Here is a 21,873-nt window from a genome sequence, read left to right on the forward strand (position 1 = left end):
GCTGGGGCGGGCGCTGGGGGCGGACCTGGCGGAGCGCGGCCACGAGGTGGTGGTGCTGACGCGGTCGCCCCGGCCGGGCCCGCACCGGCAGGTGGCGTGGGACGGCGTGAGCGTCGGCCCGTGGGCGGCCGAGCTCGAGGGTGCGGCGGTGGTGAACCTCGCCGGCGCGATCGTCGACCGGCGGCCGACGCGGGAGGGCACCGAGCTGCTGACCAGCTCGCGGGTGGAGCCGACGGCGGCCCTGCGGCAGGCGACGTGCCGGCTGGACGCGCCGGTGCCGGTGGTCGTGCAGGCGAGCACGCTGGCGATCTACGGCGACGCCGGGGACGCGGTGCTGGAGGAGGGTGCTCCGCCCGCGGACGGCCCGCCGCAGATGGCCGGCGTCGCGAGGGCGTGGGAGGCCGCGGCGGTGGGCACGAACGCCGGACGGACGGTCGTGCTGCGCACCGGGATCGTGCTCGACGCGGGCACGCCCGCGATGGACCGGCTGGTGTCGCTGACCCGGTGGGGCCTCGGCGGGCGGATCGGCGACGGCCGCCAGTGGACCAGCTGGATCCACGTGGCCGACTGGCTCGCCGTCGTGCGCCGCGCGCTGGAGCCGGCCTCCACGCTCGACGGCGTCGTGCACGCGACCGGGCCGGAGCCGGTGACCAACCGCGAGCTGATGGCCGCCCTGCGACGCACGCTGCGGCGCCCGCCCGCGCCGCCGACACCGCGCCTGCTGGTGCGCGCCGGTGCGGTGGTGCTGCGGACGGACCCGGCGCTCGCCCTGACCGGGCGGCGGGCGGTGCCGCGGCGGCTGCTGGACGACGGGTTCGTCTTCGCCCACCCGGGCATCGACGAAGCCCTCGCCGACCTCGTCGGACGTCGCTGACGGGAGGGACCGGCGGGCTGGAGTTCCGGGCACGACCGGTCGGCTGAGAGGATCGGGGCGTGAGCACGACACCGACCCGCACCGACGTCCTCGTGGTCGGCGCCGGCCCCGCCGGGTCGGCCGCCGCGGCCTGGGCCGCGCGGGGCGGTGCCGACGTGCTGCTGGTCGACGCGGCGACGTTCCCGCGGGACAAGACCTGCGGCGACGGCCTGACGCCGCGCGCGATCGGCGAGCTGTCGCGCCTGGGCCTCGAGGACTGGCTGCGCGCGCACACCGTCAACCAGGGGCTGCGCGCGCACGGCTTCGGCCAGACGCTGCTGCTGCCCTGGCCGGGGGGCACCCTCCCGGACTGGGGCTCCGCGGTCGCGCGCACCGAGCTCGACGACCACCTGCGGACCACCGCGATCAAGTCCGGCGCACTGGCGATCGACGGCGCCCGGGCCGTCGACGTACGGCGTGACGGCGCGCGGGTGGCGGCGGTCGTGCTGGAGCGTGCCGGGGAGCGGTTCGAGGTCGCCTGCGACCGGCTGGTCGTCGCCGACGGCGTGCGCTCGCCGCTCGGCAAGATGCTGGGGCGCGAGTGGCACCGGGAGACCGTCTACGGCGTGGCCGGACGCTCCTACGTCGCCTCCGACCTGAGCGACGACCCGTGGATCTCCTCCCACCTCGAGCTGCGCGACGCCGAGGGGGAGGTGCTGAGCGGCTACGGCTGGATCTTCCCGCTCGGCAACGGGGAGGTGAACCTCGGGGTCGGCACGTTGGCCACCGCCAAGCGGCCCGCGAACGTCGCGATCAAGCCGCTCATGGACCACTACGCCGCGCAGCGCCGCGACGACTTCGCGCTCACGGGCGAGCTCCGGGCCAAGACCTCCGCCCTGCTGCCGATGGGTGGCGCCGTGTCGGGCGTCGCCGGCGCCAACTGGGCGCTGATCGGCGACGCCGCCGGCTGCGTGAACCCGCTGAACGGCGAGGGGATCGACTACGGACTCGAGACCGGCCGGATGGTCGCCGAGGTGATGATGGAGCACCGTGACCTCTCGACGGTGTGGCCGGCGCTGCTGCGCGAGCACTACGGCGAGGCGTTCTCGGTCGCGCGCCGGCTCGCCGGCTTCGTCACCGTGCCGCGGCTGCTGCCGGCCCTGGGGCCGGTCGGCATGCGCTCCGACGCACTGATGACCCTCGCACTGCGCTGGATGGGCAACCTGGTCACCGACGAGGACCGCGACCGCGCTGCGCGGGTGTGGCGGTGGGCGGGCCGCCGCTCGATCGCGCTCGACGCGCGGCCGCCGTTCTCCTGACCGGGGCCGGCCACCGTGCCTGACCGTCGCCGCCTCCAGCGGCTCGCCGCGTACGCCGTCGTGCTCCGCGACGGCGCGGTGCTGCTCACCCGGCTCTCGGCGCGCGTCAGCCGCGAGGAGGTCTGGACGCTGCCCGGCGGCGGTGTCGACCACGGCGAGGAACCGCGCGACGCGGTCGTGCGCGAGGTCCGCGAGGAGACCGGGCTCGACGTCACGGTCGGCAGGACCGCCTGGGTCCACACCGGCCGACGCCCCAACGCCCGCTGGAACGGGCGCCGCGTCGACGTGCACTCGGTCCGGCTCGTGTACGACGGCCACGTCCCGGTCGACGCGCCCGCGCCGCGGGTGCTCGAGGTGGACGGGACGACCGCCGACGCGCGGTGGTGGCCGGTCGCCGACGTCGCTTCGGGCCGGGTGCCGGTCACGCCGCTGGTCGCCGAGGCGCTCGCGGCGCACCAGCCGGTGCGGGTGCAGCGGACGGCGGCGTACGCGCTGGTGGTGCAGGGCGACGGATCGGACGCGTCGGTGCTGCTGAGCCGGGTCTCGGCCAGCGGCTTCCACACCGGCCTGTGGACCCTGCCCGGCGGCGGGGTCGAGCACGGTGAGCCGCCCGCCGTCGCCGCGGCGCGGGAGGTGCGCGAGGAGACCGGCCTCGAGGTGGAGGTCGGGCGGGTGCTGCACGTCGCCGACGAGTCGATCCGTGGCACCGCACCGAGCGGCCGCGACGAGGAGTTCCACGGCGTCCAGCTGGTGTACGCCGCGACGCTCGCCCCCGGCTCGGTCGGCGTCGACCCCGTGGCCGAGGCCGACGGCACCTCCGACGCCGTCGCCTGGGTCCCGCTCGCCGACGTCCTCGCCGACGCCGTCCCCGTCCACCCGCTCGTCCGCGCCGCCCTCGACTCGGCCTGACGTCCCGGGTGGTTGAGGAAGCGCGCGCCGGCTTGCGGGATCCGGGGCGCGGCGACAATCGCGCAATTGCGCCGAAATGTCGGGGTGGAAACGCTTGCAGCCCGCTGTTCCGGCGCAATTGAACGATCGTTGACGGCGCCGAGGCGAGGCGGGCAGCCTCAGAAGGCCGCGACGGCCACTTCGCAGAGGTTGAGCTCGGGGCGCTTCTCGTTGTTGACGACGTAGTAGCTGGACACGATGAAGCGGCGCTCGACGCCGCCGGAGGTGAGGAAGAGGCGCATCATCCCGTTGCGGGGGAGGGAGAAGGGGCCGAGGGTGTCGGTCTCGGGGTCGACGCCGACGGCGACGTCGTCGACCTGGTTCTCGACCGGGCCCTCGGCCTGGACGGTCTCGACGTACGCCCAGGCCTCCGGCGAGGCGGCGCGCACGGCGATCGTCTGGTCGCCCTCCCCGGCGCCGGTGCCGAGGGTGTCGGGCTCGCAGCGGACCTCGAGGTCGCCGAGGCCGGGGACGGTGGTGACCTGGGAGGAGCCGCGGGCGGCGTCGTCGACGCCGTGCCAGCTGACGCCGACGCGCTGGTCGAGGCGGGTGCGCAGGGTGGCGTCGATGCGGCAGGAGCGCCAGGCCATCGGGTGCTCGAAACCGGTCCACCACCAGCTGAGGTCGAACGACGTGACCGGCTTGCGCGCGGCGGTGGCGGCGGACCTGTGCCGTCCCGGGCGCTGGCTGATGACGCCGTGGATGTGCCCCGAGGAGTGGTTCTCGATCCGGCCGCGCTGGTTGAGCCCCTCGCTGGCGAACTTGCCGGTGCCGCCGCGGCCGTTGTCGGCGGCGGTGGCGTACCGGTAGACCCGCGCGGTCTTGACGGCGACGACGGCGCGGTCGTTCTTGGTCTCGTACTTCGACATCCACATCTGCGTCTCGGCCGTCCGGTCGAAGGCGTGGAGGCGAATGATGGTGTTGTCGGGCTTGCAGACCAGCGTGAGCGTGCCGATGCCGGGCACGACGGCGGTCCTGGTGAAGACCTTCTTCTTCGCGCTGCCGTTCCAGGAGACGGTGACCCGCTGGACGCGGAGGTCCTCGGCGTCCTTCTTCCTGGCGGCGTACGACGTCGGCGCGCCGAGACCGCACACCACGACCGCCGTCGCGAGGACGGCGGCCGCGAGGGCACGCATCCGGCTCATCGGGCCGGCTTCTCCACCGGCTCGGGCTCGGCGGTCCGCTCGAGCACCGGCTCGTCGTCGGGGCTCACGAGCACCGGCTGGACGTCGCCCTCGAGCCAGGCCAGCTGCGTGCGGACGGCGGCCTCGGGCAGCGGCACCAGCTGGGTGTCCTCAGCGAGCCGGTCGGCGTCGGCGAGGTAGCTCTCGAGGAACGCCCGGACCTCACGCCGCTCCAGCGACCGGGTGGTGGTGGTGATCAGCAGCTGGCGCGCGAGCGGGTACTCCCCGCTGGTGATGGTGCGCTGGCTGGGGAAGATGCAGTTGCGCTCGCCCTCGGGCGTGGTGACCTCGAAGGGACGCAGCTGGTCCTCGAACAGCTCGTAGTAGCTGAACCGGAAGTACGCCACGTGGCCGCGGACCTGCTCGTCACGCTTGCGCGCGTCGCGGGAGACCACGAAGCGGTCGCGCACGCGCAGCCACTTCTCACGGATGACGGCGAGCTCGGCGCGGGCGGCGTCGCGCGCGGCGATGGCGTCGCGGACCCGCTGGCGGTCGCGCTCCTGGTCGGCGGGGCTGCGCCGGTCGGCGACGCCCTTGGCCTGCTCCTGCCAGGCGGCACTGACCTCGGCCTGGGCGTCGTCGAGCACCTGCTGCTGGGTGATCAGCGCGCTGCGCGCCTCGTCGCGAGCCCGGGCGCGGTCGGCGTGCTCGCGGGCGAGCCGCTCGTCCTTGGCGTCGCCGACGACGAAGAACCGCGAGCCCTGGTCGGACTCGAAGGCCTGGTAGTCCGAGCGGAGGTTCGTGAGCCCGGGCTGCGGGGCGTCGAGGACGTTGCGGCCGAAGAAGCTGAACGCGTTGTTGTCCGGGTCGGGCCCGCCGACGACCAGCGGCACGTCGTCGAGGCCGACCTGCTCCCAGCTCGTGACCGGCGAGCCGGCGCGGTAGACGTCGCGCACCTGCTCGGTGGTCAGGCAGTCGCCGCCGACGTCGGTCTCGGACTTGATCGCGACGACCACCGCGTCCGCGGCGATCTGGAACTGCACGACGTCGAGGCCCACGCTGCGACAGGCGTCCCACTCCGCACGGCTGATCGGCCGGGCGGAGTCGACCAGGTCGATCTCGCCGGCGCAGAGCTCCTGGAAGGCGACGTCCTCGCCGTTGTCGCCGACCTGGACGGTCACCGAGGTGCCCGAGTCGATGAAGGCGTCCCGCGCGTCGGGGGTGAGCGAGCCGCCGGGCGCGCCGTCGAGGTCGACGACGCCGGCGGGGCGGCCCGGCAGGGCGGCGTACCGCCGCTCGACGGCCTCCTGCTCGTTGGTCTCGGCCTCGACCTGGGCGGCTTGCTGGCGCGCCACGGTCGTGCTGGCCCGCTCGCCGCCGTCGTCGGAGCAGCCGGCCAGCAGCAGGCCGGCGAGGAGCACGGCGGGCAGCGCGGCGGGGGTGCGTCCGGTTCGTGAGGTGGTGGTCATCGTCGGCGCTCCCCGCTCTCGGTGGCGGCGGCGGACGAGGGGAGGAGGCCGCTCGGGTCGGCGTCGCGCTCCGGCGGGTACTGGTAGCGCCGCGACGGCAGCTCGACGACCTCGAAGTCATCGAGGAACAACCCCTGCAGCTCGTTGCCGCGGATCAGCTCGGCCGTGACGTCGCGCTGGGCGTAGAGGGTGGGCACCCGCGCCCGGTCGACGACGATCGCGCCGTAGGTGCGCAGCGCGACGACGATCGCGTCGGCCAGCCGCTGCTGCTGCGCGGTCATCTCGATCGGCTTGCCGGTCTCCGGGTCGACCGGCGGGGCCGGCACGACGTCCGCCCGCAGCCGGATCCGCGCCCCCTCGGGCAGCGAGTCGGGCGAGCCGTTGCCGTCGGTGGAGGACGCCGGCTGCACGAAGGAGCCCTCCGCCGGACCGGGCACGCTGATCGCCAGGGCGTGGTTGATCTCGCCGGCCTGGAGCTCGCCGGGCCGGATCAACCCCGCGAAGAGCGGCAGGCCCGAGCCGCGCGCGCCCACGACCTGCGGTGGGCTGTAGCCGGGTCCGTCGAGGTCCCACTTGCGCATGAAGTGGTAGGAGATCGAGCCGTCGTCCTCGCGGCGCGCGCGCCACAGGTCGTACGCCGTGTTCTCGGCCGTGTCGAAGATCGTGAACCAGCCGTCGTACCTCGGGTCGGGGTCGACGTCGGTGGGGATGTCGAGCACGACGGTGTCGTCGCCGTCGCCGCACTGGGCCTGCCGGCACACGACGTTCGTCGGCTCGCCACCGGCGACGACCGGCGTCGTCCACGCCTCGGTGTTGATGTAGACCGGGTCCTCGATCCGCCGCGGCTGGGTGACGACGCGGTCGCCGGTCTCGCGGACCCCGACGCGCAGCGTGGCGAGGCCCATCAGCTCCTTCGAGCGCGGGTCGACCTTGGCGCCGTCGACGCGGGTGTTCCACGGCGAGTCGGCGGCGAAGTAGACGCGCTCGCCCGGCTCCAGGCTCCCGTCGGAGCTGCGCGGGTCGATGGTCACGTCCGCGGCGTCGGGCGTGCGACCGGACCCCTCGTCGTCGCCGCTGCCGCAGCCGGCCAGGAGGAGGGCGGCGGCGGTGGCCGCGGCCGCGAGGGCCGCGGACCTGCGTCGGGTGTTGCGAGTGCTCATCGGGGACCGCCGGGGTGGATGTCGGGCTGCTGCGGGGTGGGGTACGACGCGGCGTAGGGGTCGGCGGCGAGCTGCGCGAACCGCCCGAGGGCGTCGCTCACCTCGGCCAGGGCCTGCGCCTGCGCGGTGTCGTCGGAAGGCTGGCCGGCGCGGGAGCGGGCGGCGGCGAGGATCGCGTGCGCCTCCCGGCGGGCGTGGAGGCGGATCAGCTCGGCGTCGAGCTCGGCCTGCGCCATGAGCAGCTCGCAGCGCCGGGCCGCCTCGGACTCGATGGATGCGACGTGGAGGCGGCTGGCCTCCTCGGTCGCGCGGATCCGGGCCAGGGCCTCGGCCGCGACCTGGGCCACGGTCGCGGCCAGGTGGCGTCCGTCCTCGACCGGGTCCGCGGCCGCTGGTTCCACCGGCGCGTGGACGAGCGTCGGCGGCTCCTCCGCCTCGGGCACGGGCTCGGGCTCGGGAGTCGGCTCCGGCTCGACCGCTGCCTGCGGCGCAGGTTCCGGCTCCGGCTCCGGCTCCGGCTCCGGCTCCGGCTCCGGAGTCGGCTCCGGCTCCGGAGTCGGCTCCGGGATCGGCTCGGGCTCCGGCTCCGGCGCGAGCCGGTGGCTGAAGTCGACGGCGCCGATCCGGCTGCTGCCGATGCCGCCGGTGGGGCGGGCGGAGAGGATCGCGTCGAGCGACGGCGGCGGGGCGATGGGCAGGTCGGTCGTGGTCACGGAGCCACCTCCTCCGTCCCCGCGTCGCCGGCGGCGCGGGAGTAGCCGGCCGGGACGGTGACGAGGGTGTAGCGCGGCGTCGAGTAGGCGACGGTCAGCAGCGCGTCCGAGCCGTCGGCGGCGTCGGGGTAGAGCTGGCTGAGCAGGTCGTTGTCGGTGTCGGTCGAGAGCAGCAGGAAGTCGACGTGCTCCGCCGGGTCCTTCGCGGCCTCGAGCCACGGGCCGTCGGACTCGTCGATCCGGTCGAAGAACAGGTCGGGGCGGCCGGTCAGCAGCATGACGGCGTACGTCTGGGCGTTGTCGGTGAGGACCGAGCTGCGCCGGCTCACGTTGTCGCGGATCCAGTCGGCCATCGCCTCCTCGGACATGATCCCGACCGTCGAGCCGTCCAGGGTCCGCGTGCCCTCCTGGGACTCGCGGGTGGAGACGGCGGCGGTGAAGGCGGACTCGAGGTTCTGGTGCTCGTAGGTCTTCATGGCGTGGAAGGTCCACGGGATGCTGACCAGCAGCCCCACCACGAGGACCGCGCTGACCAGCGTGCTCCCGTCGCCGGCCGAGCGGGCCAGCCAGATCGCGCCGATGACCGACAGCAGCAGGATCGGCAGCGCGTTGCGCATGAGCAGCGGGGAGTCGGTCAGCCGCAGCGCGACCGCCAGCGCCGGCGTGAGCACGGCGGCGCCGAGCATGATCGCGAGCCACAGCGCGAAGGTGTTGCGGCGGGCGACGCCGGCGAAGACCAGCGCCGGCAGCACGAGGATCGCGACCGGTGCTCCGTGGAGCACCAGCTTCCCGGTCGCGGTGGCGAGCTCGACGAGGCTGAAGGACGGCAGGCCGCCGGAGGTGGAGGCGTCGCTGCTCTCGGTGATCCAGCTGAACGGGTCGAGCAGGAGCAAACCGTTGAACGCCGTCCACAGCGCGATGACGTAGACGGTGGGCGCGGCGAAGCCGACGGTGGTGCCCTCGACCTCGGTCCCGTCCGCGCCGAGGCGGGCGAGCACCGCGGCGATCATCAGCAGCGACAGGACGAACCACAGCAGGCTGGAGTAGCCGGCCAGCGCCGCGACGGAGTACGCGAGGCCGGCGATCATCACGAAGCGGATGTCGGCGGTGACGTACCAGGCGAACAGCGCCCCGAGCGCGACGACCACGAACGAGATCCAGATGAAGTGGCGCGCGCCGCCGGCGGCGTACAGCACGACGAGCGGGTTGCAGCCAAGCGCGACGAGCACGGCCACGCGCAGCGGCGCCAGCACCTGCGCGCGGCGCAGCATCGTGTTGAGCGTCATCATCGTCAGCCCGGCGAAGAGCGCCGAGGCCAGCGGCACCACGACCAGCGCGCGGGCCGGGCCGGTGAAGATCGTCAGCGGCGTCAGCAGCAGCGTCGCCAGCGGCGGGTAGTCGAAGCCGAGCGCGGAGAGCTTGGTCGGGTCGTTGTGCCAGACCATCAGCGCGCGGTTGAGCCGGTCGAGGGTCTCGAAGCCGACGACGTGCATCTCGACGACGAGCCAGTAGCCGAACCACGCGTAGACGAGCGTCGAGATCCCGAGGACGAGCAGGCTCTCCCACGGACGACGGGGTACGTCGGCGGGCCGGCGGCCGACCGCCTGGACGACCCCGGCGAGCCGCTCGCGGTTGCTGAGCACCACGGGCGGGCTGGGCGGCAGGCCGGCGGGGGCGCTCACGCGTGCCCCTCGTCCAGGCCGTGCTCGGTCTTCTCCCAGTAGAACGGGTTGGTGAACAGCTGGATGAAGCCCTTCCAGGCCGCCCAGCTCATCAGTCCCCAGTACAGCGGCGAGAGCAGCGCGGTTCGGGTGATGCCGAACTCCCCGCGCTGGAGCGAGCCGGCGACGTTGAGGTAGACGAAGACGAAGTTGCCGATGAAGAGCATCGCGCTGGCGGCGTAGAAGACGATCCCGGGGAAGAGCTGCTGGATGAAGCCCCACTGGGTGAAGACGTAGAGCGTGGTGAGCGCCCAGAAGATCGGGTTCATCAGCAGCACGAACGCGCTGCCCATGGTCAGGTTGAAGCTCGCGAAGCCCTTGACGCCGGTCTGCGCGAGCAGCGAGGCCGGGTTGCGCATGTGGACCAGCCAGGTCTGGTAGTAGCCCTTGTTCCAGCGGCTGCGCTGACGGATCCAGTTCGGCAGGACGGAGTTGGCCTCCTCCAGCGTCGTGGAGTCGATCATCGCGGTGCGGTAGCCCTCGCGGTGCAGCCGGATGCCGAGGTCGGCGTCCTCGGTGACGTTGAAGGGGTCCCACGCGCCGAGCTCGCGCAGCACCGAGGTGCGGAAGTGGTTGGAGGTGCCGCCGAGCGGGATCGGCGCCTCGGTGGCGCCCATCGCGGGCAGGACCAGCTCGAAGTGCATGGAGTACTCGTTGGCGAACCACGCGGTCAGCAGGTTCTGGTCCTGGTTGAAGTGGTTGAGCTTGGCCTGGATGCACACGACCTCGGGGCCGACGCGGTCGAAGGCGATGAGCGCCTTCTTCAGCTGGTCGGGGTCGGGGCGGTCCTCGGCGTCGAAGATGACGGTGTAGGCGCCGGTCGAGAGCTGCAGGCCGTAGTTGCACGCCTTCGGCTTGGTCTTGGGCTGGCTGTCGGGCACGACGACGAGGTGGAAGTGCGGCGGCAGCCCCAGCGAGCGGATCTTGTCGATCGTCTCGGTGTCGTCCTCCTCGCACAGCAGCTTCACGTCGAGCCGGGTGCGCGGGTAGTCCAGCGCGTTGATGTCGCGCACGAGGCGCGGCACGATGCCGGCCTCCTTGTAGAGCGGGACGAGGATCGTGTACGTCGGCAGGTCGCGCTCGTCGAGCGAGGCGATCTCGCGGTCGGTCACGTCGGTCTCGAGGTGGGTGCCGAGCGCGCGCAGGGTGAGCCGGAACTTGTAGACCGACACGACCAGGTAGATCGCGCTGCACAGGCCGACCAGGCCGATGAGCGTGCCCATCGGCCAGATGACCAGGCACACGACGGTCGCGACGAGCGCCATGACCAGCACGGCCTTCTGCGTGCCGGTGACGACGACGTGGGCCGAGGAGTCCGGGTGGGACTCCATCAGGCCGGTGGTCGCGACGTGCGCGTAGTGCGCGGAGTGGACGCGCTGGAGCAGCTGGTCGAGGTCGGTGCGGTTGGCCAGCAGCTGGCGGCTCGGGGAGCCCAGGGCCTCCTCGACCTCGGTCACGGCGGCGGGCTCGAGCGGCCGGGCGACCGCGAGCAGCACGACCCCGTCGGCCTCGGCGACCGGGACCGCCTGGACCCCCTGGGCGAGCGGCTCGGGCAGGCGGCGGGCCAGCACGAGGTCCGGCTCGAAGTCGGCCAGGCCGACCCGCTGCATCTGGTGGATCTCCGACAGCGCCGCGACGAGCACGTCCTCGGGGATCGACTCGTGGGCGACCAGGATGTCGCCGAGCGGGTCGCCCGTGCGCGAGTGCTCGACCAGCGCGCGCTGCAGCGCCTCGGGCTGCACCAGGCCGCTGCCGGTGAGCATCGTCGCCAGCTGGATGCGCGTGCGGCGCTCCTCGGGCGTCTCCACCCGGCCCTCGACCGGCGGGTGCACCGCGTCGATGGCCGCCACGACCTCGTTGGCGGTGTGCTTGACCAGGACCACCGGGCGGTCGGCCGGCTGCGCGAGGTGCTCGGACACGACCCGCTCGACGATCGGGTCGGCCGGGTCGGCGGCGGCGACGAGCACGGCGCCGTCGGCGACGGCGTACGGCAGGACGCGGAAGGTGCGGGCCAGGCCCTCGGGCAGCAGCGCCGCGACGGCGGCGTCGGTGCCGTGCACCAGCCGCGTCGTGGTCCGGGCGGCGGCGCGACCGACGGTGCGGGAGCCCTCGACGGTCGTGGTCATCGGGTGCCCGCCCCGAAGCCGTGCGCCGGCACGTCGGCGCGGTCCGCGTGGTCCGGCTGGTCCGGGTCACCGGAGCCGGCGGCGGGCGCGGGTCCGGGACGTGCGGCACGCGGCTTCATCACCGTGTAGCCGAGGTAGGCGACCAGCAGCGCGACGAGCGGCGCGACGAGGAACGTCACGAACACGCCCACGAAGATCACGAGAGTCACGAGCAGCCCGACGCCGGCCGCGCCGACGGACTTGCTGGAGCGCCCGGACGCAGGCGTTCGAACCGACATGTCACATCTCCCCCCAGAGGTGCCCCGGCAGCGCCGCACGCGGTCGCCGTCCCGGGCTGTCGCCTCGACCCTAGGGGTGAGGCGAACTGTCCGGGACGGGAAAGTGGCTGGTGAGAGCCTTCTTTGAGGAGGTCTTGCGTTTGCCTCGCACCGGACTGGACCGATCGGCCCGGTTCCTCCGGATTCCCTCAAGATCCGGCGGTGCCACCCATCAGCGTGGCTGCGAGCCGGCCCCACTCGGTGGGCACCGCGGGGGCCTCGGCGAGCAGGGACATCGGGTCGCCGGTGTGCTCGGCCCACACCCAGAACAGCGAGCCGATCCCGTGGTCGCCGGCCCAGGCGAGGTAGTCCTCGACGAAGCCGTCGAGCGGTTCCTCCGCGCCGAGCTCGCCGGTGAGCACCGGCACGCTGTCGGCGAGCGGCGCCAGCACCGCGTCCCAGCAGGAGCGGTCGCTGCAGGCCTTGAAGTCGTAGGCGTGGAAGGAGGCGACCAGCTGGTCGTCGTCCGGCGCGAACTCCAGCCAGTGCCCGAGGTCGTTGGCGTAGTCGAGCCCGCCGAGCAGCACCGGCTGGTCGGCCCCGGCCGCGCGGATGGTCGACACGACGCGGGCCATGCCCTGGACGGGGTAGGTCACCCGCCCGTCGGTCGCCGTGCGGTCGTCCTCCACGGGCGCGCCGCAGCCGCCGTCGCGCCAGCACGGCCAGGAGAGGTCGAAGACGAGCCGGTCGGCGCTGTCGTAGCGGCTGTAGGGCTCGTTGAAGGCGTCGAACATCACCGTCGGGACGTCGCGGTACGCCGTCGCGACCGACGTCCAGAACGCCAGCGACTCCGGGTCGGGCATCGCGAGGTTGCCGAACTCCGGCGCCGTCATCCGCTTGCGGCTGTGCAGGTCGAGCACGACGACGAGCCCGGCACGGTTCAGCGCGTCGACGAACCGGCGCACCTCGGCGCGGTAGCCCTGCGGCGTCCGCTCCTCGTGCTCGTCGCTGACCGGGGCGCCGCGGGTGCCGAGCCAGCAGTCCTGGTTCAGCGGCAGCCGCACGGTGTTGGCGCCCCAGCGGGCGATCGCGGTCGCCTCGGCGGTGTAGGGGTCCTCGCCGAGCATCGAGTCGAGCGCGGAGTAGCCCCAGCCCTGGGCGCAGGCGTACTCGAAGCTGCTCCAGTTCACGCCCTGCGGCACGAAGGTGCGGTCCGAGCGCGCGTCGACGAGGCGGTTGCCGTCCACGCGGACGTGGGCCGCGCCGGAGGCGGGGTCGGCGTCCGGGTCGCCGCGCAGGGCCACCGCGACGGCGGCGGCACCGACGAGCAGCAGGACGACGGCCGGCACCAGCCAGCGCAGTGCGCGACGCGCAGGACGAACCACGGGGCCCCCTCTCCCGGGCGCCATCGTAGGTCCGCTGGGAGGGCACCGGAGCGTTTCGCCGATCCGCGCGGCTAGATTGGTCCGGTGTCCGAGACCGTGTTCACCTACGCCGCCCCGGCGCTGAAGTTCGGCCCCGGCGCCTCCGACGAGATCGGCCACGACCTCCAGGGGTACGGCGCCCGGCGGGTGCTCGTCGTGACCGACGCGGGCGTCGCGGCGACCGGTCATCCGGCCCGGATCGCCGACCAGCTCGCCGCCCGTGGCCTCGAGGTGACGACGTACGACGGGGCCCGCGTGGAGCCGACCGACGCCTCGCTGGTGGAGGCGATCGACTTCGCGCGCGACGCCGGGCCCTTCGACGCGATCGTGGCGGTCGGCGGCGGCTCGACGATCGACACCGCCAAGGCGGTCAACCTGCTCACCACCAACCCCGGTGAGCTCATGGACTACGTCAACGCGCCGGTCGGCAAGGCGCAGGCGCCGAGCCGGCCGCTGCTGCCGCTGGTGGCGGTGCCCACCACGACCGGCACCGGCTCGGAGAGCACGACGATCTGCGTCCTCGACGTGCTCGCGCTGCACGTCAAGACCGGCATCAGCCACCCCGCGCTGCGGCCGCGGCTCGCGGTGGTCGACCCGCAGCTCACGCTGACCCAGCCGGCGATGGTCACCGCCGCGTCCGGCATGGACATCCTCTGCCACGCCCTGGAGAGCTACACCGCACGGTGGTACGCCGACTTCGATGCCAAGCGGCCCGAGGAACGGGTGCCCTACTGCGGCGCCAACCCCGTCGCGGACATGTGGTCGGAGCGCTCGCTGACGCTGCTGGCGGGCGCCTTCCGCACGGCCGTCCGCGACGGCTCCGACAGCGCCGCCCGCGAGCAGATGGCCCTGGCCGCGACGTTCGCCGGGCTCGGCTTCGGCAACGCCGGCGTCCACGTGCCGCACGCGAACGCCTACCCGATCGCCGGGCGCGTGCGCGACTACCGCCCCGAGGGCTACCCGGCCGACGAGCCGATCGTCCCGCACGGGATGGCGGTCTCGCTCACGGCGCCCGAGGCGTTCCGGTTCACCTTCGAGGCCGACCCCGAGCGGCACCTGCGCGCCGCACGGCTGCTCGAGCCCGACGCCGACCTCGGCGCCGGCCCGGACGTCCTGCCCGGGGTGCTCACCCGGCTGATGCGCGACATCGGCATCCCCAACGGCCTGGCCGAGGTGGGGTACGGCGACGCCGACGTCGAGCCGCTCGTCGACGGCGCCCTCAAGCAGCAGCGGCTGCTCGCGACCGCGCCCCGCGAGGTGACCGGCGAGGACCTCGCCGCGGTCTTCCGCGGCTCGATGGAGCACTGGTGACCGCGCGCCGCGCCTACCTCGCCACGCTCGTCTGCTTCGCGCTCGTCCTGGTCGGCTCCGCCTTCGCCCTGCCCGCCGACGTGCCGCTCCACTTCGGCGGGTCCGGTGACCCCGACCGCTGGGGGAGCCGCACCGAGGCGCTGCTGACGATGACGGCTGTCGGCGGCCTGCTCGCGGTGGTCCTCGGCGGCACGGCCGCGCTGGCCGACCGGATGCCGCTGGCGTACCTCAACGTCCCGCACAAGGAGTGGTGGACCGCCACGCCGGAGCGCGAGTCCCGGATGCGCGCAATGATGCGCACCGACCTCTACGCGCTGGCCGCAGCCACCATGCTGTTCCTGGCCGTCGTGGTCGTCGCGACCACGCTCGCCGCCCGCTCCGAGGACCCGGCACTGGGGCCGGTCTTCTTCGTCGGGCTCGCCTGCTACCTCGTCGTCGTGCTCGGCTGGACCGTCTGGTCGCTGAGCACCCGCTACCGGAGGGACGACGCATGACCGTCACCGAGCCCCACGCCAGCCCTGGGACCGGGGGAGCGACGAGCGCGGACCTGCTCGCCGAGCTGCGCCGGCGGGGGGTGACCGACGCCGACGACTCGACGCTGACCCGCGCGCTCTACTCCGCCGACGCCTCCCTCTACCGCGTCGTGCCGCAGGCGGTGGTCCGCCCGCGCGACGCCGACGAGCTGACCGCGGTCGTCGACGTGGCCCGCACGGTCGGCGTGCCGCTGACCATGCGCGGCGCCGGCACCTCGATCGCCGGCAACGCGGTCGGCCGCGGGCTGGTCGTCGACACCGTCAAGCACCTGAACCGGGTGCTCGAGATCGATCCGGAGGCCCGCACGGCGCGGGTGCAGCCGGGCGTCGTGCACCAGGTGCTGCAGAAGGCCGCCGCCCCGCACGGGCTGCGGTTCGGGCCGGACCCGTCGACCCACACCCGCTGCACGATCGGCGGGATGATCGGCAACAACGCCTGCGGCTCGCGGGCGCTCGGCTACGGCCGCACCTCCGACAACGTGGTCGCGATCGACCCGGTCTGGGGCACGGCCGCCGGCGACGTACCCGCTCGGCTCGCGGAGCTGGCCGAGGCGAACCTCGGGCACGTGCGCACGACGTTCGGCCGGTTCTCCCGGCAGGTCAGCGGCTACTCGCTGGAGCACCTGCTGCCCGAGCGGCGCTCGGTCGACCGGTTCCTCGCCGGCTCCGAGGGCACGCTCGCGGTGGTCCGCGAGGCGACCGTGCGGCTCGTGGCGGAGACGCCGCGGCAGCTGGTCGTCCTGGGCTACCCGTCGATGGTCGACGCGGCCGAGGCGGTGCCGGCGATCCTCGCCGCCGCCGGCCGCCCGGTCGACGCCTCGGTCGGGGTCGAGCGTGGCGGGCTGGTCGCCTGCGAGGGCCTCGACGCCCGCATCGTCGACCTGGTCCGCGCCCGCGGTGGCGGGGTGCCCGACCTGCCGCGCGGCGCCGGCTGGCTCTTCGTCGAGGTGAGCGACCCGGCGCTGCTCGCGCCCGTCGTCGCGGTCGCAGGCGCCCTGGAGTCCCGGGTGGTCGACTCCGCGGCCGAGGCGGCCGCGCTGTGGCGGATCCGCGAGGACGGCGCCGGCCTGGCCGCCCGCTCGCTGTCGCGCCCGGCGCACGCGGGCTGGGAGGACGCCGCCGTACCGCCCCAGCACCTCGGCGCGTGGCTGCGCGACTTCGACGAGCTGCTGCGCGAGCACGGGCTCGACGGCGTGCCGTACGGCCACTTCGGCGACGGGTGCGTGCACGTGCGCATCGACTTCCCGTTCACCCCGGGCGGGGGCGGGGACTCCCGCTTCCGCGAGTTCCTCGTGGCGAGCGCGACGCGCCTCGCCCACTACGGCGGCTCGCTGTCCGGCGAGCACGGCGACGGGCGGGCCCGCTCGGAGCTGCTGCCGCTGATGTACGACGCGGAGTCGCTGCGGCTCTTCGGCGCGGTCAAGGCGATCTGCGACCCCGACGGGATCCTCAACCCCGGCGTGCTGGTCGACCCCGACCCGCTCGACGCCGACCTCCGCCCCGAGCAGCCCCGCGCGCAGGTGCGCACCGCCCTGCGGTTCCTCCACGACGAGGGCTCGATGGGCAACGCCGTCCACCGGTGCACCGGCGTCGGCAAGTGCGTCGTGCCGTCGCTGCCCGGCCAGGGCGTGATGTGCCCGTCGTACCTCGCGACGCGCAACGAGAAGGACTCCACCCGCGGTCGCTCGCGGGTGCTCCAGGAGGCGCTCGACGGGTCGCTCGTCGGGGGCCTCGCCGACCCGGCCGTCCACCAGGCGCTCGACCTGTGCCTGTCGTGCAAGGGCTGCGCCTCGGACTGCCCGACCGGTGTCGACATGGCGACCTACAAGTCCGAGACGCTGCACCAGACCTACGCCGGCAAGCGCCGCCCGCTGACCCACTACACGCTCGGCCGGCTGCCGCGGTGGGCCGCGCTCGCCGCGCCGGTCGCGCCGGCGGTGAACCGGATGATGCGCTCGAAGGCGCTCGCGCGGGTGGCGAAGGCGAGCGCCGGCATCGACCGGCGGCGGTCCATCCCGACGTTCCCGGCGCAGACCCTGCGGAAGGCGGCGGGGAAGGCGGCGGGGAAGGCGGGCCCGGAGGCCTCGGCGCCGGACGTGTGGCTGTGGGCGGACTCCTTCACCGACCACTTCCAGCCGGGCAGCGGGCTGGCGGCGATCCGGTTCCTGGAGTCGGCCGGGCTGCGGGTGCGCGTGATCCCGGAGTCCGCGTGCTGCGGGCTGACCTGGATCACCACCGGCCAGCTGGACAAGGCGCGGACCATCGCTGCGCGCACGGCGGCCACGCTGGCGCCGTACGTCGAGAGCGGCGTGCCGGTGCTCGGCGTCGAGCCCTCGTGCCTGGCCTCGTTGCGCAGCGACCTCGCGGAGCTCACCGAGGACCCGCGGGCCGCGGTCGTGGCCGGCGGCGTGCTGACCTTCGCCGAGCTGCTGGAGCGGCTCGACGTCACGCTGCCCGACCTCAGCGGCGTCGCGGTCGTCGCCCAGCCGCACTGCCACCAGTCCGCCGTGCTCGGCTGGGGCGCCGACCAGCGGCTGCTGGAGAAGGCCGGCGCGACCGTCACCCGCGTCCCGGGCTGCTGCGGCCTGGCCGGCAACTTCGGCGTCGAGAAGGGGCACTACGAGGTGTCCGTCGCGGTCGCCGAGACCCACCTGCTGCCGGCGGTGCGGACCAACCCCGACGCCGTCGTGCTGGCCGACGGCATGTCGTGCAAGATCCAGCTCGACGACCTCGCCGGCGTGCCCGCGCTGCACCTGGCCGAACTGCTCGCCAGTAGGCTCGAGGGGTGAACCCGCGCCACCGCAGACTCGTCATCCCGGTCGCGCTGGCCGTCCTCCTCGTCATCGTCGTCGTCTCGGCGGTGGTGAACCGGTGAGCGAGCCGCTCCTGCGCGTGCTCGCCCGGATGCGGGGCCACCTGCTCGACCCGGACACGCTCGTCAAGGCCGTCGCATCGGGCAGGCAGAAGGGCCAGCAGCCGCGCTGGCGCCGCGTCGAGATGCGCTACGTCGACATCAAGGCCGGGCGCCACCTCCAGGTCGTGACGTACGACGCCACGCAGGCCCACACCGCGAACCACTCCGGCGACGCGGCCCGCGACGCGGTCGACGAGCTGCTCGACGAGCCGTTCGCGAGCTGGCACGTCGAGACGACCACCGAGTCCCACCAGGTGCGCGTCACCAAGAAGCTCGAGGCCGTGGTGCACACCTCCGCCCGCGAGGAGGCCGTCGAGCCCGACCGCGGCCACGACCGGGACAAGCAGCGGCTGCTGCCCGAGGACGACCCGGTCTTCAAGGCCCTCGGGCTGGCCGACGCCCAGGGCCGGCTGAAGCCCAGCCGGCACGCGAAGCTGCGCCAGGTCGAGGAGTTCCTCCGCCTGCTCGACTCCTCGGTCACCGACGCGATGGACAAGGGCCACCTGCGCCGGCCGACCGCCGAGGAGCCGCTGCGGATCGCCGACCTCGGCTGCGGCAACGCCTACCTGACCTTCACCGCCCAGCGCTACCTCGCCGAGGTGCGCGGCCTGCCCGTCGTCGTCACCGGCGTCGACGTCAAGGAGCAGTCGCGCGAGCACAACAGCGCGGTCGCGGCCGAGCTCGGCGTGCACGCGGAGTTCGTCGTCGGCTCGATCGCCGGGGCGCAGCTCGACCCCGTCCCCGAGGTGGTGCTCGCCCTGCACGCCTGCGACACCGCGACCGACGAGGCGCTCGCCCGCGCCGTCGAGTGGGGCGCGCAGCTCGTGCTCGCCGCCCCCTGCTGCCACCACGACATCGCGGCCCAGCTGCGCCGCTCGCCGACCCCGGCGCCCTACGCGCTGCTCACCCGGCACGGCATCCTGCGCGAGCGGCTCGCCGACACCCTCACCGACGGCCTGCGCGCCGCGCTCATGCGGATGCAGGGCTACAAGGTCGACGTCGTGCAGTTCGTGGAGTCCCAGCACACCCCGCGCAACACCATGCTCCGCGCCACCCGCACCGGCTCGCCGGTCAAGGGCGGCGGCGTGCGCAAGGAGTACGACGAGCTGGTCACCACCTGGGGCATCCGCCCGAAGCTCGCCGAGCTGCTCGGTCTGGTCTGATGGGTCCGGCCTGATGCTGGGGCGGGGCCTGCTGCTCGAGCGGGCGCTGCTCGCGGCGACGGCCGTGCCGTTCCTCCTCGCCGCCGCGGCCGCCCCGGCCGGCGCCGACGGGCAGGTCGTCTTCCGGTTCACCGACCGCGAGATCGTCGAGTCCAGCGGGCTGGCCGTCGTGGACGGCCTGTTCGTGACCGTCAACGACTCCGGGGACACCGGCCGGGTGTTCGCGGTCGACCCCGCCACCGGGGACACCGTGGGCGTCACCACGTGGGCCGAGGAACCGGTCGACGTCGAGGCGGTGGCGCCGGCCGGCGACGGCTCGGTGTGGGTCGGCGACATCGGCGACAACCCCCGCGCCCGGGACTCGGTCGCGGTCGCCCGCGTGCCGGTCGGGCGTGGGGACCGGGACGTCACCGGCGACGCCGGCGTGGCGACGTACACGTTGGTGCATCCCGACGGCCCGCAGGACGCGGAGTCGCTCCTGGTCGAGCCGGGGACGGGGCGGCTGGTCGTGGTGAGCAAGACGATCTTCGGCGCCGAGGTGCTGGTGGCGCCGGAGCGGCTGGACCCCGACGGGCCGAACGAGCTCACGCCCGTGGGCGCGGCGCTGCCGGTCGCGACCGACGGGGCGTTCTTCCCCGACGGCCGGCACCTCGTGCTGCGCGACTACTCCCGCGCGGTCGTCTACACCTGGCCGGACCTGGCCGTCGTCGGCGAGGTGCGCCTGCCCGAGCAGCAGCAGGGGGAGGGGATCGCGGTCGACCGCCGTGACCGGGTGTTCGTCAGCAGCGAGGGCGTCGAGGCTCCGGTGCTGCGGATCGACCTGCCCGCCGACCTGCGGGCGGCGATGGCGCCGGACGCGCCCGCGCCCGACCCGTCGACCAACCCCGACGCCGGCGACGGGCTCGGCGTCGACCTCACCGCGGTCGACGAGGCGGAGCGGCCGGAGTGGCCGTGGTTCCTCGGCGGGTTCCTCGCGCTCGGCGTGCTGCTCGCGCTGCTGCGGTCCCTGCGGCCGCGCTAGACCCCGGTTTGGGGCTGCCGCGCCGCGGACACCGCTGCGGCATGCCCCGCCTGCGTCGTACGTCGCCGGACCAGCCCGGCTGGACGCGTCGTCGTGCGGGCAAGGGCTGGGTCTACCTCGACCAGCACGGCCAGCGGCTGCCCGAGGAGGCGGTCGGCCGGATCCGCGACCTGGTGATCCCGCCGGCGTGGAAGGACGTCTGGATCACGCCGTACGACAACGGCCACCTGCAGGCCGTCGGCACCGACGACGCCGGCCGGCGGCAATACCTCTACCACCAGGCGTGGCGCGAGCGGCGGGACGCGGAGAAGTTCGCGCGGATGGAGGAGTTCGGCGCTGCGCTCACCCGTGCCCGCGAGCTCGTCGTCGCCGACCTCGGCCGGGAGGGGATGCCGCTGGAGCGGGCGTGCGCGGCGGCCGTGCGGCTGCTGGACCTGGGCTACTTCCGGATCGGCAACGACGTGTACGCCGACACCAACGGGAGCTTCGGGCTCACCACGCTGGAGCGGCGGCACGTGCGGCGCCAGCAGGACCGGCTGGTGTTCGCGTTCGTCGGCAAGTCCGGCGTGCAGCACCGCATCGAGATCGACGACGCGATCGTCATCGAGACGATCGAGGCGATGCGGCGCCGTCGCGGCGGACCGGGACGGCTGCTGTCGTACAAGGAGGGGCGGTCCTGGCGCGACGTGCTGCCCGCTCTGGTCAACGAGTACGTCCGGTCCTCGACCGGCCTCGAGGCCACCGCCAAGGACTTCCGCACCTGGCACGCCACCGTGCTCGCAGCCGCCGCGCTGGCGGAGACCGCCGAGCACGGCGAGAGCAAGGCGTCGCGGAAGCGGGCGGTCTCCGGCGCGATGAAGGAGGTCTCGTCGTTCCTCGGCAACACCCCCACGCTGGCGCGGTCGTCGTACGTCGACCCGCGCGTCGTCGAGGCCTACGAGGGAGGTCGGACCATCCGGGAGACCACGTCGCGGGAGTACGACAGCCCCGACGAGCGGCAGGCCGCCCTCGAGCGCGCCACGCTGGACCTGATCCGAGGAGACTGACGGCAGACTCGTGCCCATGCGGATCACCGTCGTCGAGGGCGACATCACCGGCCAGGACGTCGACGCGGTCGTCAACGCCGCGAACCGGGGGATGCGGGGCGGCAGCGGCGTCGACGGCGCCATCCACGCCGCCGGCGGGCCGGAGGTCCTCGAGGACTGCCGCCGGCGCTTCCCCGACGGGCTCGCCACCGGGGACGCCGGGTGGACCACCGCCGGCCGGATGGCGGCCCGCTGGGTCATCCACGTCGTCGGCCCTAACCGCCACGCCGGTGAGACCGACCGCTCGCTGCTGACCTCCTGCTACCGCCGCGCCCTCGAGGTCGCCGACGAGCTCGGCGCCCGTTCGGTCGCCTTCCCCCTCGTCTCCGCCGGCGTCTACGGCTGGTCGCGCGAGGAGTCCGTCGACGCCGCCTTCGAGGTCTTCCGCTCCGCCGACGCCGCGCGTACCGGCGTCGAGGAGGCGCGCTTCGTCGCCTTCGGTCGCCCCGCCTACGAGCTGGTCCGATCCAGGGTGGAGACCCCGCCCGCTGGGTCCTCAGCTGGTTGAGCAGCGAAGGCCGTCTGGCGGCCTGGGCGTGTCGAGAACTTGCCGAGTGGCGCAGGCCCCCCGCTGGTTGAGCAGTGAAGGCCGTCTGGCGGCCTGAGCGTGTCGAAACCCCCTGAGTGGTGCAGGGCGGTGGGGACGGTCACCGATCCAGCTGACGCGTGCCTGTGCCCCGCCGACCAGGTGCTTCGGCGGGGTGTGGGGCGGGGTGGCTACTGCTCGGGTGG

At 74.2% G+C, this 21,873-nt stretch carries 18 protein-coding genes; 10 read left to right on the forward strand and 8 right to left on the reverse strand.

Going from position 1 to position 21,873, the window contains the following annotated elements:
* The 3 genes from G6553_RS19185 to G6553_RS22315 form a co-directional block, all read left to right on the forward strand.
* Positions 1 to 874, forward strand: an 874-nt coding sequence (locus tag G6553_RS19185; RefSeq protein WP_207620027.1) for a DUF1731 domain-containing protein, incomplete at its 5' end; no start/stop codon positions are given.
* A 59-nt stretch (positions 875 to 933) separates the two neighbouring features.
* Positions 934 to 2,172: a geranylgeranyl reductase family protein gene (locus G6553_RS19190; protein ID WP_166196489.1), complete on the forward strand. Its 1,239-nt coding sequence runs from the start codon at positions 934 to 936 to the stop codon at positions 2,170 to 2,172.
* A gap of 15 nt (positions 2,173 to 2,187) precedes the next feature.
* Positions 2,188 to 3,081 (forward strand): NUDIX domain-containing protein, encoded by an 894-nt coding sequence (locus tag G6553_RS22315; protein WP_166196491.1) that lies wholly within the window; start codon positions 2,188 to 2,190, stop codon positions 3,079 to 3,081.
* Positions 3,082 to 3,239: 158 nt separating this feature from the next.
* On the opposite strand, the gene G6553_RS19200 is transcribed toward G6553_RS22315, so the two are convergent.
* From G6553_RS19200 to G6553_RS19235, 8 genes are all read right to left on the reverse strand, one after another.
* Positions 3,240 to 4,265 (reverse strand): hypothetical protein, encoded by a 1,026-nt coding sequence (locus G6553_RS19200; protein WP_166196493.1) that lies wholly within the window; start codon positions 4,263 to 4,265, stop codon positions 3,240 to 3,242.
* Complete coding sequence (locus G6553_RS19205; protein WP_166196495.1) at positions 4,262 to 5,713, reverse strand: substrate-binding domain-containing protein; 1,452 nt, start codon at positions 5,711 to 5,713, stop codon at positions 4,262 to 4,264. Before G6553_RS19205 ends, G6553_RS19200 begins: the two co-directional genes overlap by 4 nt.
* The gene (locus G6553_RS19210) at positions 5,710 to 6,873 is read right to left on the reverse strand and encodes a hypothetical protein (RefSeq protein ID WP_166196497.1); all 1,164 of its coding nucleotides are present in this window, start codon (positions 6,871 to 6,873) and stop codon (positions 5,710 to 5,712) included. The genes G6553_RS19205 and G6553_RS19210 overlap by 4 nt, the downstream gene beginning before the upstream one ends.
* Positions 6,870 to 7,586 carry a hypothetical protein gene (locus G6553_RS20785; protein ID WP_207620028.1) on the reverse strand — a complete coding sequence of 239 codons (717 nt, stop codon included), beginning with the start codon at positions 7,584 to 7,586 and terminating at the stop codon, positions 6,870 to 6,872. The genes G6553_RS19210 and G6553_RS20785 overlap by 4 nt, the downstream gene beginning before the upstream one ends.
* Complete coding sequence (locus G6553_RS19220; RefSeq protein ID WP_166196499.1) at positions 7,583 to 9,268, reverse strand: hypothetical protein; 1,686 nt, start codon at positions 9,266 to 9,268, stop codon at positions 7,583 to 7,585. Before G6553_RS19220 ends, G6553_RS20785 begins: the two co-directional genes overlap by 4 nt.
* Positions 9,265 to 11,433 (reverse strand): glycosyltransferase, encoded by a 2,169-nt coding sequence (locus G6553_RS19225; RefSeq protein WP_166196501.1) that lies wholly within the window; start codon positions 11,431 to 11,433, stop codon positions 9,265 to 9,267. The genes G6553_RS19220 and G6553_RS19225 overlap by 4 nt, the downstream gene beginning before the upstream one ends.
* Positions 11,430 to 11,711 carry a hypothetical protein gene (locus G6553_RS19230; protein WP_166196503.1) on the reverse strand — a complete coding sequence of 94 codons (282 nt, stop codon included), beginning with the start codon at positions 11,709 to 11,711 and terminating at the stop codon, positions 11,430 to 11,432. Before G6553_RS19230 ends, G6553_RS19225 begins: the two co-directional genes overlap by 4 nt.
* A gap of 188 nt (positions 11,712 to 11,899) precedes the next feature.
* A complete protein-coding gene (locus G6553_RS19235) occupies positions 11,900 to 13,075 on the reverse strand; it encodes a cellulase family glycosylhydrolase (RefSeq protein WP_166196505.1) in 1,176 nt (391 codons plus the stop codon).
* 84 nt (positions 13,076 to 13,159) lie between these two features.
* Here G6553_RS19235 and G6553_RS19240 point away from each other — a divergent pair, with 84 nt between their 5' ends.
* From G6553_RS19240 to G6553_RS19270, 7 genes are all read left to right on the forward strand, one after another.
* The gene (locus G6553_RS19240) at positions 13,160 to 14,425 is read left to right on the forward strand and encodes a hydroxyacid-oxoacid transhydrogenase (protein ID WP_166196507.1); all 1,266 of its coding nucleotides are present in this window, start codon (positions 13,160 to 13,162) and stop codon (positions 14,423 to 14,425) included.
* Entirely contained in the window at positions 14,422 to 14,919 is a 498-nt protein-coding gene (locus G6553_RS19245) for a DUF1648 domain-containing protein (protein WP_166196509.1), read from the forward strand. Before G6553_RS19240 ends, G6553_RS19245 begins: the two co-directional genes overlap by 4 nt.
* The gene (locus G6553_RS19250; protein ID WP_166196511.1) at positions 14,916 to 17,747 is read left to right on the forward strand and encodes an FAD-binding and (Fe-S)-binding domain-containing protein; all 2,832 of its coding nucleotides are present in this window, start codon (positions 14,916 to 14,918) and stop codon (positions 17,745 to 17,747) included. The genes G6553_RS19245 and G6553_RS19250 overlap by 4 nt, the downstream gene beginning before the upstream one ends.
* Before the next feature lie 82 nt (positions 17,748 to 17,829).
* On the forward strand, positions 17,830 to 19,035 hold the full coding sequence (locus tag G6553_RS19255) for an SAM-dependent methyltransferase (RefSeq protein WP_347565809.1): 1,206 nt from the start codon (positions 17,830 to 17,832) through the stop codon (positions 19,033 to 19,035).
* 13 nt (positions 19,036 to 19,048) lie between these two features.
* Complete coding sequence (locus tag G6553_RS19260; protein WP_166196513.1) at positions 19,049 to 20,056, forward strand: WD40 repeat domain-containing protein; 1,008 nt, start codon at positions 19,049 to 19,051, stop codon at positions 20,054 to 20,056.
* A 41-nt stretch (positions 20,057 to 20,097) separates the two neighbouring features.
* Positions 20,098 to 21,102 (forward strand): DNA topoisomerase IB, encoded by a 1,005-nt coding sequence (locus G6553_RS19265; protein ID WP_166196515.1) that lies wholly within the window; start codon positions 20,098 to 20,100, stop codon positions 21,100 to 21,102.
* Between the two features lie 16 nt (positions 21,103 to 21,118).
* Positions 21,119 to 21,649 (forward strand): macro domain-containing protein, encoded by a 531-nt coding sequence (locus G6553_RS19270; RefSeq protein ID WP_166196517.1) that lies wholly within the window; start codon positions 21,119 to 21,121, stop codon positions 21,647 to 21,649.
* Positions 21,650 to 21,873 lie beyond the last annotated feature (224 nt).

Origin of the sequence: Nocardioides sp. IC4_145 (genome assembly GCF_011250565.1) — a bacterium.
Lineage (GTDB): Bacteria > Actinomycetota > Actinomycetes > Propionibacteriales > Nocardioidaceae > Nocardioides.

Excerpts from the sequence above, each read along its gene's own strand:
- G6553_RS19200 (WP_166196493.1), bottom strand. The coding sequence starts at position 4,265 with ATGAGCCGGATGCGTGCCCTCGCGGCCGCCGTCCTCGCGACGGCGGTC.
- G6553_RS19205 (WP_166196495.1), bottom strand. The coding sequence starts at position 5,713 with ATGACCACCACCTCACGAACCGGACGCACCCCCGCCGCGCTGCCCGCC.
- G6553_RS19210 (WP_166196497.1), bottom strand. The coding sequence starts at position 6,873 with ATGAGCACTCGCAACACCCGACGCAGGTCCGCGGCCCTCGCGGCCGCG.
- G6553_RS19225 (WP_166196501.1), bottom strand. The coding sequence starts at position 11,433 with ATGACCACGACCGTCGAGGGCTCCCGCACCGTCGGTCGCGCCGCCGCC.
- G6553_RS19230 (WP_166196503.1), bottom strand. The coding sequence starts at position 11,711 with ATGTCGGTTCGAACGCCTGCGTCCGGGCGCTCCAGCAAGTCCGTCGGC.
- G6553_RS19250 (WP_166196511.1), top strand. The coding sequence starts at position 14,916 with ATGACCGTCACCGAGCCCCACGCCAGCCCTGGGACCGGGGGAGCGACG.
- G6553_RS19260 (WP_166196513.1), top strand. The coding sequence starts at position 19,049 with ATGCTGGGGCGGGGCCTGCTGCTCGAGCGGGCGCTGCTCGCGGCGACG.
- G6553_RS19265 (WP_166196515.1), top strand. The coding sequence starts at position 20,098 with ATGCCCCGCCTGCGTCGTACGTCGCCGGACCAGCCCGGCTGGACGCGT.
- G6553_RS19270 (WP_166196517.1), top strand. The coding sequence starts at position 21,119 with ATGCGGATCACCGTCGTCGAGGGCGACATCACCGGCCAGGACGTCGAC.